The organism is Sphingomonas sp. (assembly GCF_036731925.1).
GTDB lineage: Bacteria > Pseudomonadota > Alphaproteobacteria > Sphingomonadales > Sphingomonadaceae > Sphingomonas.
Genome location: NZ_DAINDJ010000002.1, coordinates 403,750 through 417,416, shown reverse-complemented (window position 1 = coordinate 417,416; position 13,667 = coordinate 403,750). Strand labels below are relative to the sequence as shown.

Below are 13,667 nucleotides of genomic sequence, written 5' to 3'. Positions count from 1 at the left end.
CGTGTCTGGCAGCGCTGTCCAAAAACCGTGCAAAGGCGTAACGGCCGCGCTACAAGCTGTCATAGAGAGCATGTTGCAATGCCGGAATGACGCGTGTCTGCGAAGGAGTGAGAATGTCCAGCCGCCCGACGATCAAGGAAGTCTCGAAGATCGCCGGCGTGTCGTTCAAGACCGTGTCTCGCGTGCTCAACAACGAAAAGCACGTCAGCGAAGAGACGCGGCGGCGGGTCGAGGAAGTGGTCGCCCAGCTCAACTTCCGGCCGAGCCATGCCGCGCGGACGCTGGCAGGGCGCCGCTCGTTCCAGGTGGCGCTGCTGTATGACAATCCCAGCCCCTATTATGTCTTTCACATCCAGGCGGGCGCGCTGGAACGTTGCCACGAGCTTGGCTACCGCCTGCTGATGCAGCCGCTGGAAAGCGGGTCGCGCGATCTCGTGCCGGACGTGCTGGCGCTGGTCGACGAGGCGCATCTGGACGGACTGATCCTGTCGCCGCCGCTGACCGAGATGCCCGAACTGATCGAGGCGCTGGACCAGCGCAAGCTGCCCTATGTCCGCATCGCCCCGGGGCTCCGGAAGGATCACGGCCTCGCCACGACGATGGACGACGTGGCAGCCGCACGCGAAATCACCCGGCACCTCATCGAACTGGGCCACCGCGCCATCGCCTTTCTGCGCGGGCCGGAAAGCCACGTCTCCTCGGCCGATCGTCTTGCCGGCTATCGGCAGGAGCTGGAAGCGCATGGGATCGCCTTCGATCCGGCGCTCGTCATTGCAGGCGACTACAGCTTCCAGTCGGGCGGGGCGGCGGCGCGGGTGTTGTTTGCCCGGGAACCGCGCCCGACCGCGATCTTCGCCGGCAACGACGACATGGCGGCCGGCGCGCTGGCAGCGGCGCACGAGGCGGACATCGCCGTGCCGGATGCGCTGTCGATCGCCGGCTTTGACGATTCCGATCTCGCCCGCGCCGTATGGCCGCCGCTCACCACCATCCGCCAGCCGGTGCGCGAGCTGGCCTATGCCGCGGCGGACCTGATGCTGGCGGGCAATGCAGTCACGCCGCAGGTGATGCTCGACCATGAGCTGAAGGTCCGCGCGACCACGGGGCCGGCGCCCAAGCGCTGAGCGGATCGCAACCATCCCGGCCCGGGACGGCGTTAACCATGGTTGCGACTGGTCGAAATCGTAAACGGCGCGTTAACCTCCTGCCATGCAGCAGCCGTTTGCCCTTCGCGGCGTCCGTCGCCATCCGTTCCGCCGCCATGTGCGGCAGGTGATCGCCCGCCAGCACAAGGCAAGCGAAGACGGCGACGTGAAACTCTTCGTACTGAGCTTCACCGCCTTCTTCGTCTGCTTCTACACCTTCCTGCTGTAATCCGGGCTCAGGCCTCGGGGGCGTCGCCCCGGCGGGGCACGTCGCCTTCCTTGTGGAGCTTGCGCGCGCACCAGGCGGATGCCAGCGCCAGCACCGCCACGACCCACAGCGAATCCTCGACGGCGATGCCCGGAATCCGGGTGAAGCCGAAGATGCCCACCGATCCGAGCACCATCGCGCCCGAATTGACGACATTGTTGGCCGCGACCGTCCGCGCCGTCTGCGACTTCTCGACCGTGGTGGTGAGGAAGGCGTAGAGCGGCACCACGAACATGCCGCCGGTGGTGGCGATCAGGATCAGGTCCGCCAGCGCGTGCCAGGCTGCGGGCATTTGCACGAAGTCCATGGTCTTGAGCAGCGGACCATCGTGGATCGGCCAGTATTTGGCGGTGAAGTGGAAATCGACGACGATGGCCGTCATCGCGAGCACCGAGGGCACGCAGTAGCGCGCGGAGACGTTGCCCTTCAGCAGCTTGTTGATGATCACCGATCCGATCGCGATTCCGATCGAGAAGATGCCCAAGAACACGCTCGCCACGTCCTTCTGCGCGTGGAAGACGTTCTTGACGAGCGGCGGGAACAGCACGCCCAGCACCGCCGCGATCGACCAGAACACGCTGATCGAGATGATCGCCAGGAACAGGCGGCGAATATGCATCGTCGCCGAGATCAGCCGGTGCGAGGCACGGAAGATGTTGAGGTCGATCTCGAGGTGCGTGAGCGGCGGCGCCGGCGGGATCTGGAGCGAGGCAAGCCAGCCGATCAGCGCAACGCCAATCACGGCGAAGGCAGCCGCATGGGCGCTGATCAGTCCGCCCGCGATCGTGCCGCACAGGATCGCGACATAGGTGCCCGCCTCGATCATGCCGGTGCCGCCCAGCACGTCGTCCTCGGCCAGATGCTGCGGCAGCACCGCATATTTGATCGGCCCGAAGAAGGTCGAGTGCACCCCCATGCCGACGAGCGCGACCAGCATCAGCGGCAGGCTCTTGAGGAAGATGCCGGCGGCGCCGACGAGCATGATGCCCACTTCGGCCGCCTTGATGATCCGCATGATCTTCGCCTTGTCATGCGTATCGGCGAGTTGCCCCGCGAGCGCGGAGAAGAGGAAGAAGGGCAGGATGAAGATGCCGGTGGCGATCGCGCTGAACTGCGTCTCCTGCTCCACCGAGTTGAAAATCTGGTAGGTCGCGAAAAAAATCATCGCGTTCTTGAAGAGGTTGTCGTTGAACGCTCCCAGGAACTGCGTGATGAAAAGGGGCAGGAACCGGCGCTCCTTCATGAGCCCGAGCGCACCGATCATTCGATAAAAGCTCCCCTGCTGCGGTATTCCGCATGGTGAAGGGGCGGCATACCGAGGGGCGGGCGCGGCTTCAATCGATTAATCGGAACGGGCAGGAACGAGGCGAGAACATGGCGAGGGAAGTGGCGGTGAAACCGTTTGCGGTGCCGGCGGGGCTGTCCCCGGCGGTTGCAGGAAGGTGCTGGTTTCGCGACCAGATAGGGGAATCCGGCTGTGCGGTATACCGTCTCGCGGCTCCCGGGATGGACGATCTCTACCTCAAGATGGCGGACGCGGAGACGCTCGGCGACCTGGTGGACGAGATGGTGCGGCTGCGCTGGCTGTCGGCGCATCTGCCGGTGCCGCCGTTGCAGGGCTTCGGCCTGGAAGGCGGGGGCGGCTGGATGCTCACCGGGCGCGTGCCGGGGCGCACCGCCTATCAGTTGCTGGAAGAGGATCCCGCGGCTGCGCCCGCACTGGCGGCATCGCTCGCGCGCTTTCTTCGCCGGCTGCACGCGGTCCCGGCCGAACGATGCCCGTTCAACGCCGATCACGCGCTGCGGCTTGCAGCGGCGCGGGAGCGGATGGACGCGGGTCTGGTCGACGAGAGCGATTTTGACGAGTCCCGCCAGGGCCGGTCGGCCCGCGCGGTCTGGGACGAGATGCTGGCGGCGCTCCCCTCCCGGTTCGATCGCGTGGTCACGCATGGCGACTTCTCGCTCGACAACCTGTTCGTCGCGAACGGCGAGGTTGTCGGGTGCATCGATCTGGGACGGGTGGGGGTCGCCGATCGCTGGCAGGACCTCGCCATCCTCTGGCACAGCCTGGCGGGATTCGGCGAGGCGGCGGCGGCTGCGATGCTTGCGGCGTACGGCACCGCCCTGGATCAAGCCCGCCTGGACTTTCATCTTCGGCTCGACGAATTCTTCTGAAGCCGCGGGTGTTTGGCTCTCCCGCTGCGGGGATGCCGGTGCTAGGGCTTTGTCCATGTTGACGTTGCCGAATATTCTCACCTTGTCGCGCATCTTCACGGTGCCGCTGCTGGTGGGGTTCCTGTGGTGGCCGGCCTGGGCAGTCGGCTATGCGATTGCCTTTGCGCTCTACTGCCTGATGGGCATCACCGATTATTTCGACGGCTATCTGGCGCGCGCGCAGGGCACCGTATCGAAGCTCGGCGTGTTCCTTGATCCCATTGCGGACAAGATCATGGTCGCGGCGGTGATCCTGATCCTGGTGGGCAAGGGCGTCATTGCCGATTGGCACGTCATTGCGGCGCTGGTCATTCTGCTGCGGGAAATCGCCGTCTCGGGCCTGCGGGAGTTTCTGGGCGGGCTGCAGGTATCGATCCCGGTGTCGCGCCTGGCCAAGTGGAAGACGACGCTGCAACTCGTGTCGCTCGGCGCGCTGATCCTGTCCGGCGCCGTGCCGCATTGGCCCTGGGTGCTGCTGGTGGGGCTGGTGACGCTCTGGGCGTCGGCCGTGCTGACGGCGATTACCGGCTGGGACTATCTGCGCGTCGGCCTCAGCCACATGGACAGCTGATGGCGATCTCGATGCTCTACTTCGCCTGGGTGCGCGAGGCGGTAGGGACCGGCGAGGAGCAGGTCGATCCCCCCGAGGCGGTACGCAACGTCGCCGACCTGATCGACTGGCTGGCGCAGCAGAGCGACGGCCACGCCGCCGCCTTCGCCGAGCCTGCAAAGCTGCGTGCCGCGATCGACCAGCGCTTCGTGGCACTGGACGCGCTGCTGGGCAGTGCGCGCGAAGTGGCGATCTTCCCGCCGGTGACGGGCGGATGATCCGCGTCTCGGTCGATCCTGCGCCGATCGAACTGGGCGTCGAAGTCGCGGCGCTGGAGGAGCGGGGTGCCGGCGGCGTCGCCACGTTCACCGGCGTGGTGCGTACGGACGACGGCGTCGAGGCGCTGGAACTGGAGCATTATCCCGGCATGACCGAGGCGGCGCTGTGCGCGCTGGCCGAGGCGGCGATCGACCGGTGGAACCTGCTGGGCGTCACCATCGTCCACCGCGTCGGCCGGATGACGGCGGGCGAGCGGATCGTCTTCGTCGGCACCGCGGCGGCGCATCGGCGCGAGGCGCTGGAGGCGTGCGCCTATCTGATCGACCGGCTGAAGACCGACGCACCCTTCTGGAAGCGCGAATGGCTGGCCGGCGGCACGCGCTGGGTGGAACCCCGCGCCACCGATGCGGAGGCAGCGGCGCACTGGTCGTAGCGATACAGGATATTCCATGATATCTGTGCACGCATGACCAAGCCGATGAACCTCAACGTTCGAGTCTCCGGCCCTCTCAGCGACTTCGTCTCGCGCAATGTGGGCGAAGACGGGCTGTACGAGAATGTCAGCGAATATGTCCGCGACCTGATCCGCCGCGATAAGGAGCGGGTGGAGCGCGAGATGTTCGAGACGTTGAAGGCAGAGCTGCAGCGCGCCTTCGCCACACCGGACGAGGACTATGTCGAGGTTACGGCAGACGAGGTGATACAGCGTAATCGGCTGCGGCGCGCACAGCGATGAGCGTCTTTTTCGTCGAACCGACGGCCGATCAACGGCTCGACGAAATCTACGATTTCACCGCGGATCATTGGGGTGAAGAGCAGGCGGATCGCTATGTCCAGCGACTGTTCGAGCGCTTTGCAGCCATTGCCGCGAGGCGCGTACCCTGGCGTGCACTTCCTCCCGATTTCGGTGTGCCGCTCTACTACGCGCGCGCCGAACACCACATCGTCTATTGGCGGGAGCGCGCGGATGGCGCGATCGGCATCGTCACCATCCTCCACGAGCGCATGCACCAGCTCGAGCAGCTGCGCGCCGTCTGGGAGCCCTAGGTCCGCGCTGCGGTGAGCACGTCGGCGAGCAGCCGGAAGTCGCGCTCGCGGGGGGAGGCCTTGCGCCATACCAGCGCGATGTTGCGCGATGCATTGGCGGAATCCAGCGGCCGCGCCTTGACCGACGTGTGTTCCAGGATGCCGGCATCCACCGCCATCTCCGGCAGCATCGTCACGCCCAGCCCATTGTCGACCATCTGGACCATGGTGTGGAGCGAGGTGCCGAGCATCGTCGCCTCTGCGCGCATTTCCGGGCGGTTGCAGGCGGCAAGCGCATGGTCCTTCAGGCAGTGCCCGTCTTCCAGCATCAGCAGCCGGGTTTCGTCGATCGCATCGGGATGGATGACCGCGGTCGGATCCATCTCGCCGTCGCGGAAGGCGACGAAGAGCCGATCGTCGAACAGCCGGGCGCTCTCCACGTCGCCGCAGGAAAAGGGGAGCGCGAGCAGCACGCAATCGGTGCGGCCATGGCTCAGCGCCTCGCAGGCCTGGCCGCTGGTTTCCTCGCGCAGATAAAGCTTGAGATCGGGATATTGCTGGCGGAGCCGCGGCAGGATGCGCGGCAGCAGGAACGGTGCGATGGTGGGGATCACGCTCATCCGCATCTCGCCCGAGAGCGGGCGGCCGGCGGCGCGGGCGAGGTCGCCCAGTTCATCCGCCTCGCGCAAGACGCGGCGGGCCTTCTCGACGATCCGCTCGCCCAGCGGCGTGAAGCGCACCACCCGGCGGGTGCGCTCTACCAGAACGACGCCGATCAGCGTCTCCAGCTCGCGGATGCCGGCGGACAGGGTCGACTGGGTGACGAAGCACGCCTCCGCCGCGCGGCCGAAATGGCCGGCGTCGTTCAGCGCCACCAGATATTGCAGCTGCTTGAGGGTAGGGAGGTAGGTTTGCGCCACTGATCGCCTCTCTCGATTGTCGAGGGGGTATATAGTGGCTGTATCGAACATGGGAAGCGAAGACGGAAAAAGCGCTCCCCCTCCCGCAAGCGGGAGGGGGAGAGGGCTCAGGCGGCAACAGCCTGAAGCTCTTCTTCCGGCAGACGGATCATGTAATCGAAGGCGGAGAGCGCCGCGGTCGAACCCGCGCCCATCGCGATCACGATCTGCTTGTACGGCACAGTGGTGCAGTCGCCCGCCGCGAAGATGCCGGGCTGGCTGGTCTCGCCGCGCGCGTCGATCTCGATCTCGCCGCGCGGGGTGAGCGCCACCGCGTCCTTCAGCCATTCGGTGTTCGGCACCAGGCCGATCTGGACGAAGATGCCTTCCAGCGCGATGTCGTGCTCGGCGCCGGTATTGCGGTCCTTGTAGCTCAGGCCCGACACCTTCTCGCCGTCGCCATTGACCCTCGTGGTCATCGCCGAGGTGAGGATCTTCACGTTGGGCAGGCTGGCGAGCTTGCGCTGGAGCACTGCGTCGGCGCGGAGCTGGCTGTCATACTCGATCAGCGTGACGTGCGCGACGATGCCGGCCAGGTCGATCGCGGCCTCGACGCCCGAGTTGCCGCCGCCGATCACCGCCACGCGCTTGCCCTTGAACAGCGGGCCGTCGCAGTGCGGGCAATAGGCCACGCCCTTGTTCTTGTACTCGTCCTCGCCCGGCACGTTCATCTGCCGCCAGCGCGCGCCGGTGGAGAGGATGATCGCCTTGGCCTTCAGGCTCGCGCCGTTCGCCAGCACCACTTCGTGCAGACCGCCTTCGCGCTTCGCCGGGATCAGCTTCTCGGCCCGCTGCAGGTTCATGACGTCGACGTCATAATCCTTCACATGCTGCTCGAGCTGGGCGACGAGCTTGGGGCCCTCGGTGTGCGAGACCGAGATGAAGTTCTCGATGCCCATGGTGTCGAGCACCTGGCCACCGAAGCGCTCGGCGGCAACGCCGACCCGGATGCCCTTGCGCGCGGTGTAGATCGCCGCCGCGGCCCCTGCGGGACCGCCGCCGATGATCAGCACCTCGAACGGATCCTTCTTCTTGATCTTCTCGGCCGCGCGGGCTTCGGCGCCCGTGTCGATCTTGGCGACGATCTGCTCCAGGTCCATCCGGCCCGAGGCGAAGGGCTCGCCGTTCAGGTAGACGGTCGGCACGGCCATGACCTTGCGGCCCTCGACCTCTTCCTTGAACAGCGCGCCGTCGATCGCGACGTGGCGGATATTGGGGTTGAGCACCGCCATCAGGTTCAGCGCCTGCACCACGTCCGGGCAGTTCTGGCACGAGAGCGAGAAATAGGTCTCGAAGCTGAAATCGCCGTCGATCGCGCGGACCTGCTCGATCAGCTCCTGCGCCGCCTTGCTGGGGTGGCCGCCGACCTGGAGCAGGGCGAGCACCAGCGAGGTGAACTCATGCCCCATCGGGATGCCGGCGAAGCGCACGCCGAGATCGGTGCCCTTGCGGCGGATCATGAAGCTGGGCTTGCGACGGTCGTCCGCGTGGACGAGGTCGATCTTGTCGGACAGCGCGGCGATGGCCGCCAGCAGCTCGCCCAGCTCGCGCGACTTGGCGTCTTCGCCCAGGCTGGCGACGAGCTCGATCGGCTCGCGGATGTTCACGAGATAGCCCTTGAGCTGCTGCGTCAGGTTGGCGTCGAGCATGGGGAAACTCCTGTGTGTCTTACTAAACGACCCGGAGCGGAGGGGGGATCCGCTCCGGGTCGCAACCGGCGCCCGCATTGGGGGGCAGGGACGGGCGCCGTATTACTAGGTCCTTCCCAAAGGAGGGAAGATGACCTTTAGATCTTGCCGACCAGGTCGAGCGACGGCGCGAGGGTCTCGGCGCCTTCTTCCCACTTGGCGGGGCAGACTTCGCCCGGGTGCGCGGCAACATACTGCGCGGCCTTGATCTTGCGGAGCAGTTCCTGGGCGTTGCGGCCAACGCCTTCCGAAGTGATCTCCATGATCTGGATCACGCCGTCCGGGTCCACCACGAAGGTGCCGCGATCGGCCAGGCCCTGGCCCGCACGCAGAACGTCGAAGTTGTTCGAGATGGTGTGGTTCTGGTCGCCCAGCATGTAGTAGTTGATCTTGCCGATCGCGGGCGAGGTGTCGTGCCACGCCTTGTGGCTGAAATGCGTGTCGGTCGAGACCGAATAGACTTCAACGCCCATGCCCTGCAGGGTCGGGTAGATATCGGCCAGGTCTTCCAGTTCGGTCGGGCACACGAAGGTGAAGTCCGCCGGGTAGAAGAAGAAGACCGCCCACTTGCCCTTCACGTCGGCGTCGGTGACTTCGACGAACTTGCCTTCCTTGTAGGCCTGTGCGGTGAACGGCTTGATGGTGCTGCCGATAAGAGCCATGATTGTTGTTCCTCCAGAACGGGGGTTGCTGTTGCGAAACCGGATATAGGCGGCCGCATCGCTTCTGTGAAATTGGAAGACCCGCTTGCGCTGATCGAGTGGCTCACTCAATCAGCCAGCTTTGATCGCTCACCTAGGTAAGTAGGTTTCAGACCAGCGCGCGATAGAGGCTGAACGCGCTGGTGGCGGTCAGCACCACGCCGACCAGGCTCAGCAACAGGCGTACCGGCATGCGCTTGGCGAACATCGCGCCGAACGGCGCCGCGACCACCCCGCCGATCAGCAGCCCCAGCACCGGGTGCCAGAAGGCAGGCGTGAAGCCCTGCGCGCCGATGTGGAACAGGAACGTCGCGGAAATGGTGAGGGTCAGGAAGAACTCGGTGGTGTTGACCGTGCCGATCGTCGTGCGCGGTTGCGCACCCTGAACCAGCAGGTTGCTGGTCACCACCGGACCCCAGCCGCCACCGCCGGCGGCATCGAGGAAGCCGCCGGCCAGCCCGAGCGGCTCGACGATCTTCGGCTCGCGCTGGTGCGGGGGAAAGCGGACGGCCCGGAACAGCAGGTACAGGCCGATCGCCGACAGATAGGCCATCACGAACGGCCGCGTCACCGATGCGTCGAGCGTGGTCAGCACATAGGCCCCCAGCACGCCGCCGATGACGCCGGGGATCAGCAGCCGGGCGAACAGCCGCCAGTTCACGTTGCGGTGGAGGACGTGGCTAAGCCCCGACACGCCGGTGGTCATCGTCTCGACCAGGTGTACGCCGGCGGAAGCCGTCGCGGGCGCGATGCCGAGGACGCTGACCAACAGGGTGCTGGAAATCACTCCGAACGCCATGCCGAGTGCGCCGTCCACCAGCTGGGCGGCGAAACCGACGGCGACATAGGGCAGCATCTCGGCGAGCGTAATTCCGGCGAACATCCATGCCCCCGTTGCGATGGGTCGGCCCACCGAAATGGCGGGTTCCGCCAAATCCTACAACCCCGATAGTGTATGGACGGGACAGGCATGCAGCGGGGGCATGCTGGAAATTCCGGGGATGCTCCCCTATTTTGCGTGCTGCAAAGGGGTCCGGCCATGTACCAGCGTCTGAAGCGCTATCTCGATTCCATCCATGCGCGCGACCCGGCGCCACGGAGTCGGCTGGAAATCCTGCTCTATCCCGGAGTCTGGGCGCTCGGCTATCACCGCATTGCGCATGCGCTGTTCCGCCGCCGCTTCTTTTTCCTGGCGCGGCTGGTCAATCACTGGTCACGCTGGATGACCGCGATTGATATCCATCCGGGTGCGACGATCGGCCATAATTTCTTCATCGACCACGGCTTCGTGGTGATCGGCGAAACGGCGACCATCGGCGACAATGTGACGATCTACCAGTGCGTCACGCTGGGCGGCACCAGCCCGGACAATGGCGTGGGCGGCAAGCGCCACCCGACGCTGCTCGACGGCGTGATCATCGGCTCGGGCGCGCAGGTGCTGGGTCCCATCACGGTGGGTGAGCGCGCACGGATCGGCGCCAATGCGGTCGTCACCAAGGACGTCGCTCCCGGCGCGGTGATGGTCGGTATCCCGGCCAAGCCGACGCTGGTCGAGGCGGTCACGTGGCAGAAGGACTTCGTGCCCTATGGCACGCCGTGCAGCGACGTGTTCGACCCGTCCACCCAGAAGCTGGAACTGATGCGGTGCGAAATGGAGACGCTGCGCAAGCGGCTCGACACCATGATCGCCGAGCGTGACGCCGATTCCGAGCGGCGTGATCGGGCCTGATGGGAACCGTCACCCCGCTTCCCCTCGCGCGTCCCGAGCAGGTCGGTTTCGACCGTCTCGAGCTCAACCGGATCCTGGATTTGTATGGCCGGATGGTCGCCGCCGGCCACTGGCGGGACTATGCGATGCAGTTCGAAAAGGATTTCGCTGCATTCGCCGCGTTCCGCCGGGCAGCGGAGCGGCCCGAATACCGGATCGAGAAGCGGCCGTCCCTGCGCAATCGGCAGGGCATGTGGGCGCTGGTCAACGAGAGCGGCGCGGTGCTCAAGCGCGGGCATGAGCTTGGCCCGGTGCTGGCGCCGATAGAGCGCCGGCTGATGAAGCTGGTGGAAGAATAGGGGCACGGCATGTCCTTCCCCCGTGAAAGGGGAAGGACATGGCCTGATGCGGTTTACACGAGCGCGCCCTGCTGCGTCGGCGGCAGGCGACGGGCGAAGTCGCCGAGCACGCCCACGGCCGCGCGGCGCATCGGATGCCAGAAGGCGGAGAGCGTCAGCAGCGCCGATCCGATCACCAGCCCGGTGAATGCCGCGCTCAGTTCCACGGCGCCGCTCTGGTGGAACAGCGAGTAGAGCGCCCACAGCACATAGGCGAGGCTGGAGACGAGCAGGGCGCGCCGGTCCACTGCCAGCGCCACGAAGGCGAAGAACAGGTAGAGCGCGAAGACGAGCGCGGCCATCGGCGCCCCGATCTCACCGTCGAACACGCCGAGCATGTGGAACACCGGGTGCGCGATCAGCGGCGCGGCGGCGAGGTGGAGCCAGAAGGCCACGTCTGCGCGGCGGGTGCGGCGTTCCAGATCGGTCATGTCCCAGCGCATCGCCGCGATGAACGTGCCGATGCCGCCGACGAGCAGGATCGCGTTCACCCAATCCTTGGCCGCGGGGATCAGCGAGGTGATCAACCCCACCGATACGCCGACCACGGCCAGCGCGCCCGCCGCCACCGTGATCGGCACCATGAACCGCCGCCAATGAACCCAGGCGGCGACGGCGGTAAGCGTGCCCGCGACGGCGGCGATCACGCCGGCGATCCGCTCGCGCTGCGGCTCCGTGGTGATATGGAACGCGGATTCGATCCAGGGAATGTTGATGACGAACAACCCAGCAATCGTCGCGCCCGCGCCACCGACGAAACCGAGCAGCAGCAGGATCGACGGGAGCGCGAGGCGGCGGCGCGCTGTGAAATATTCGGCCAGCATCCAGCTGGTCGCCGCCACCGCCGCGCCGCCGCCGATCAGGTTCGCGCCGACGATGCGCGGCTCGGGACCGCTGCCCACCAGCATCTCGACCAGGCTGCCGCCCAGCTTGCCGATGGCGAGCAGGATCAGCGCCGCGGCAATGGTGACGAAAATGTCGTTGAAGCCGCTCAGCAGCCGGAAATGCTCTTCATCCACCGCCGGGGTCGCCCGGCTGGCGGCGACATAGTTGCGGAATGCAGCGGCGGCTTCGGGGGTGAGTGCCCCGGCCTCCACGGCGCTTGCCAGTTCGCTTTCGCTGTACATCGGCCATCCTCCTTAGAAGCGGCAAGCGTGCCACAGGTGTATTGCTGAAGCAATACGGTAATGCGCGTAGGATCAGCGCTGTAACTTGCCGAGGATCGCCATGGTCTGCTCGGCGCCGGATCCGGGGACGATCTCGCCCGTGCGATCGATGATCTCGGCCCATTGTGCGGCGACGGCCTCGGGCGTGCGCTCCGCGAGCACCGCGCCTTGGGTGAGGGTGACATAGGCCGCCTGCACCACGCCTGCGCCTGCGCCCACGATCATGTTGCTGGGCGCCTGTTCGGAGACCAGGAACAGCGCGGCGGGTGCCACATGCTCCGGTGCGAACGCGGCGAAGGCGGCTTCGGGAAAAATATCCTCGGTCATCCGCGTGCCGGCCACCGGCGCAATCGTGTTGACCCGGATCCCGTGCTTGGCGCCTTCCAGGTGCAGCGTCTTGGTGAGGCCGGCGAGCCCCAGCTTGGCCGCGCCATAGTTTGCCTGGCCGAAATTGCCGAACAGGCCGGTGGAGGAAGCCGTCATCAGGATGCGGCCATAGCCCTGTTCGCGCATCGTATCCCACACCGCCTTGGTGGCGCTGGCCGATCCGATCAGGTGGACGTCGACGACGAAGCGGAAATCCTCCGGCGTCATCTTGGCGAAGCTCTTGTCGCGCAGCACGCCCGCATTGTTGATCAGGATGTCGATCCGGCCCCAGCGCGCCTTGGCGGCCTCTGCCATTGCGAGCATGGCGTTCGGGTCCGTGACGCTCCCGCCATCGGCGATCGCCTCGCCGCCCAGCGCCTCGATTTCGGTGACCACCGCCCGAGCGGCATCGGAATGGCCGGATCCGTCGCGGCCGGCGCCCAGATCGTTCACCACCACGCGCGCGCCACGCCGGGCGAGCTCCAGCGCATAGGCACGGCCGATCCCGCCGCCGGCACCGGTGACGATGGCGACGCGGTCATCAAAGCGGATGGTCATGGGGGATGCTCTCCAACGATGGGTTTTGCGGAGAGACTAGGGCAGGTTGGGCGTGTCGCCAACCATGCTCCCCTCCCGCAAAGGGGAGGGGAGGATAGATGTCGGGGCGTTACTTGCCGCCCGGCTGGCGGCAATGGTCCTTCACGGTGCGCGAGCAGCGCGGATAGCTGGCCGGATCCGAAGGCGGGGGCGGCGGCGCTGCGCCGGCTGCTGCGGGGGCAGGCGCGGCAGACGGGGCTGCTGCCGCATCGACCGGGGCCTGCGGTGCGGGCGGCGCGCCCGGTGCGGTCGTGCCCGGAGGCGGGGGCGGTGAGGGGGCCACGCCCGAACCCGGCGGCGGCGGAGGCGGTGAGGGCGGCGAGGCTTCGCCGGCGCCCGTCGTCCCGTTCATCGGCGCAGGGGGGGCTGCGGGATCGGTCTGCGGAGTCGTCTGGCCCTGCATCGGCGCCGCCGGGGGCGCCGGTTGCGTCTGGGTCTGGCCCGGCGTCGTCTGCTGCGCCGGCATGTCTTGGGCGATGGCGGTGCCGCTGAGGGCGATCGCCGAGGCAAGAAGCATCCACTTCATCTTGTGTCTCCTTCTTCATGAAAGACGAGGTGCGAACGTCCGCCGCGGCGGATTGTTGCAACCAGGTTTCCGGGAA

General features: G+C 66.6%; 18 protein-coding genes. 10 read left to right on the top strand and 8 right to left on the bottom strand.

Going from position 1 to position 13,667, the window contains the following annotated elements; translation table 11 throughout:
- Positions 1 to 113 precede the first annotated feature (113 nt).
- On the top strand, positions 114 to 1,124 hold the full coding sequence (locus tag V7E00_RS11465; RefSeq protein ID WP_333572778.1) for a LacI family DNA-binding transcriptional regulator: 1,011 nt from the start codon (positions 114 to 116) through the stop codon (positions 1,122 to 1,124).
- Positions 1,125 to 1,209: 85 nt separating this feature from the next.
- Entirely contained in the window at positions 1,210 to 1,374 is a 165-nt protein-coding gene (locus tag V7E00_RS11460; protein ID WP_333572777.1) for a hypothetical protein, read from the top strand.
- Positions 1,375 to 1,381: 7 nt separating this feature from the next.
- Here V7E00_RS11460 and V7E00_RS11455 read toward each other — a convergent pair whose 3' ends face one another.
- On the bottom strand, positions 1,382 to 2,677 hold the full coding sequence (locus V7E00_RS11455) for an MFS transporter (protein ID WP_333572776.1): 1,296 nt from the start codon (positions 2,675 to 2,677) through the stop codon (positions 1,382 to 1,384).
- A gap of 110 nt (positions 2,678 to 2,787) precedes the next feature.
- Between V7E00_RS11455 and V7E00_RS11450 the strand changes: the two genes are divergently transcribed.
- The 6 genes from V7E00_RS11450 to V7E00_RS11425 are packed head-to-tail and all read left to right on the top strand — an operon-like array spanning position 2,788 to position 5,503.
- Positions 2,788 to 3,588: an APH(3') family aminoglycoside O-phosphotransferase gene (locus V7E00_RS11450; RefSeq protein WP_333572775.1), complete on the top strand. Its 801-nt coding sequence runs from the start codon at positions 2,788 to 2,790 to the stop codon at positions 3,586 to 3,588.
- A gap of 55 nt (positions 3,589 to 3,643) precedes the next feature.
- On the top strand, positions 3,644 to 4,198 hold the full coding sequence (gene pgsA, locus V7E00_RS11445) for a CDP-diacylglycerol--glycerol-3-phosphate 3-phosphatidyltransferase (protein ID WP_333572774.1): 555 nt from the start codon (positions 3,644 to 3,646) through the stop codon (positions 4,196 to 4,198).
- A complete protein-coding gene (moaD, locus tag V7E00_RS11440) occupies positions 4,198 to 4,455 on the top strand; it encodes a molybdopterin converting factor subunit 1 (RefSeq protein WP_333572773.1) in 258 nt (85 codons plus the stop codon). The genes pgsA and moaD overlap by 1 nt, the downstream gene beginning before the upstream one ends.
- Entirely contained in the window at positions 4,452 to 4,889 is a 438-nt protein-coding gene (locus V7E00_RS11435; RefSeq protein ID WP_333572772.1) for a molybdenum cofactor biosynthesis protein MoaE, read from the top strand. Before moaD ends, V7E00_RS11435 begins: the two co-directional genes overlap by 4 nt.
- A gap of 33 nt (positions 4,890 to 4,922) precedes the next feature.
- Entirely contained in the window at positions 4,923 to 5,192 is a 270-nt protein-coding gene (locus V7E00_RS11430) for a ribbon-helix-helix domain-containing protein (protein ID WP_333572771.1), read from the top strand.
- Positions 5,189 to 5,503 (top strand): type II toxin-antitoxin system RelE/ParE family toxin, encoded by a 315-nt coding sequence (locus tag V7E00_RS11425; protein WP_333572770.1) that lies wholly within the window; start codon positions 5,189 to 5,191, stop codon positions 5,501 to 5,503. Before V7E00_RS11430 ends, V7E00_RS11425 begins: the two co-directional genes overlap by 4 nt.
- Here V7E00_RS11425 and V7E00_RS11420 read toward each other — a convergent pair.
- The 4 genes from V7E00_RS11420 to V7E00_RS11405 all read right to left on the bottom strand — a co-directional run bounded on the left by V7E00_RS11420 (position 5,500) and on the right by V7E00_RS11405 (position 9,713).
- Positions 5,500 to 6,453: a hydrogen peroxide-inducible genes activator gene (locus V7E00_RS11420; protein WP_443019189.1), complete on the bottom strand. Its 954-nt coding sequence runs from the start codon at positions 6,451 to 6,453 to the stop codon at positions 5,500 to 5,502. The genes V7E00_RS11425 and V7E00_RS11420 overlap by 4 nt on opposite strands.
- A gap of 56 nt (positions 6,454 to 6,509) precedes the next feature.
- Entirely contained in the window at positions 6,510 to 8,090 is a 1,581-nt protein-coding gene (gene ahpF / locus V7E00_RS11415; RefSeq protein WP_333572768.1) for an alkyl hydroperoxide reductase subunit F, read from the bottom strand.
- Positions 8,091 to 8,227: 137 nt separating this feature from the next.
- Entirely contained in the window at positions 8,228 to 8,791 is a 564-nt protein-coding gene (gene ahpC, locus V7E00_RS11410) for an alkyl hydroperoxide reductase subunit C (RefSeq protein WP_093298686.1), read from the bottom strand.
- Between the two features lie 148 nt (positions 8,792 to 8,939).
- The gene (locus V7E00_RS11405; RefSeq protein ID WP_333572767.1) at positions 8,940 to 9,713 is read right to left on the bottom strand and encodes a sulfite exporter TauE/SafE family protein; all 774 of its coding nucleotides are present in this window, start codon (positions 9,711 to 9,713) and stop codon (positions 8,940 to 8,942) included.
- Between the two features lie 156 nt (positions 9,714 to 9,869).
- On the opposite strand from V7E00_RS11405, the gene epsC reads away from it, so the two are divergent.
- Complete coding sequence (gene epsC, locus V7E00_RS11400; RefSeq protein WP_333572766.1) at positions 9,870 to 10,559, top strand: serine O-acetyltransferase EpsC; 690 nt, start codon at positions 9,870 to 9,872, stop codon at positions 10,557 to 10,559.
- The gene (locus V7E00_RS11395; RefSeq protein ID WP_333572765.1) at positions 10,559 to 10,897 is read left to right on the top strand and encodes a DUF2794 domain-containing protein; all 339 of its coding nucleotides are present in this window, start codon (positions 10,559 to 10,561) and stop codon (positions 10,895 to 10,897) included. Before epsC ends, V7E00_RS11395 begins: the two co-directional genes overlap by 1 nt.
- 53 nt (positions 10,898 to 10,950) lie before the next feature.
- Here the strand turns inward: V7E00_RS11395 and V7E00_RS11390 are convergent, their stop codons facing one another.
- From V7E00_RS11390 to V7E00_RS11380, 3 genes are all read right to left on the bottom strand, one after another.
- Positions 10,951 to 12,063 carry a hypothetical protein gene (locus tag V7E00_RS11390; RefSeq protein ID WP_333572764.1) on the bottom strand — a complete coding sequence of 371 codons (1,113 nt, stop codon included), beginning with the start codon at positions 12,061 to 12,063 and terminating at the stop codon, positions 10,951 to 10,953.
- Between the two features lie 72 nt (positions 12,064 to 12,135).
- Positions 12,136 to 13,026, bottom strand: coding sequence for an SDR family NAD(P)-dependent oxidoreductase (locus tag V7E00_RS11385; RefSeq protein ID WP_333572763.1), 891 nt, complete (start codon positions 13,024 to 13,026; stop codon positions 12,136 to 12,138).
- A gap of 109 nt (positions 13,027 to 13,135) precedes the next feature.
- Positions 13,136 to 13,591 carry a Fe-S oxidoreductase gene (locus V7E00_RS11380; RefSeq protein WP_333572762.1) on the bottom strand — a complete coding sequence of 152 codons (456 nt, stop codon included), beginning with the start codon at positions 13,589 to 13,591 and terminating at the stop codon, positions 13,136 to 13,138.
- Positions 13,592 to 13,667: the final 76 nt, after the last annotated feature.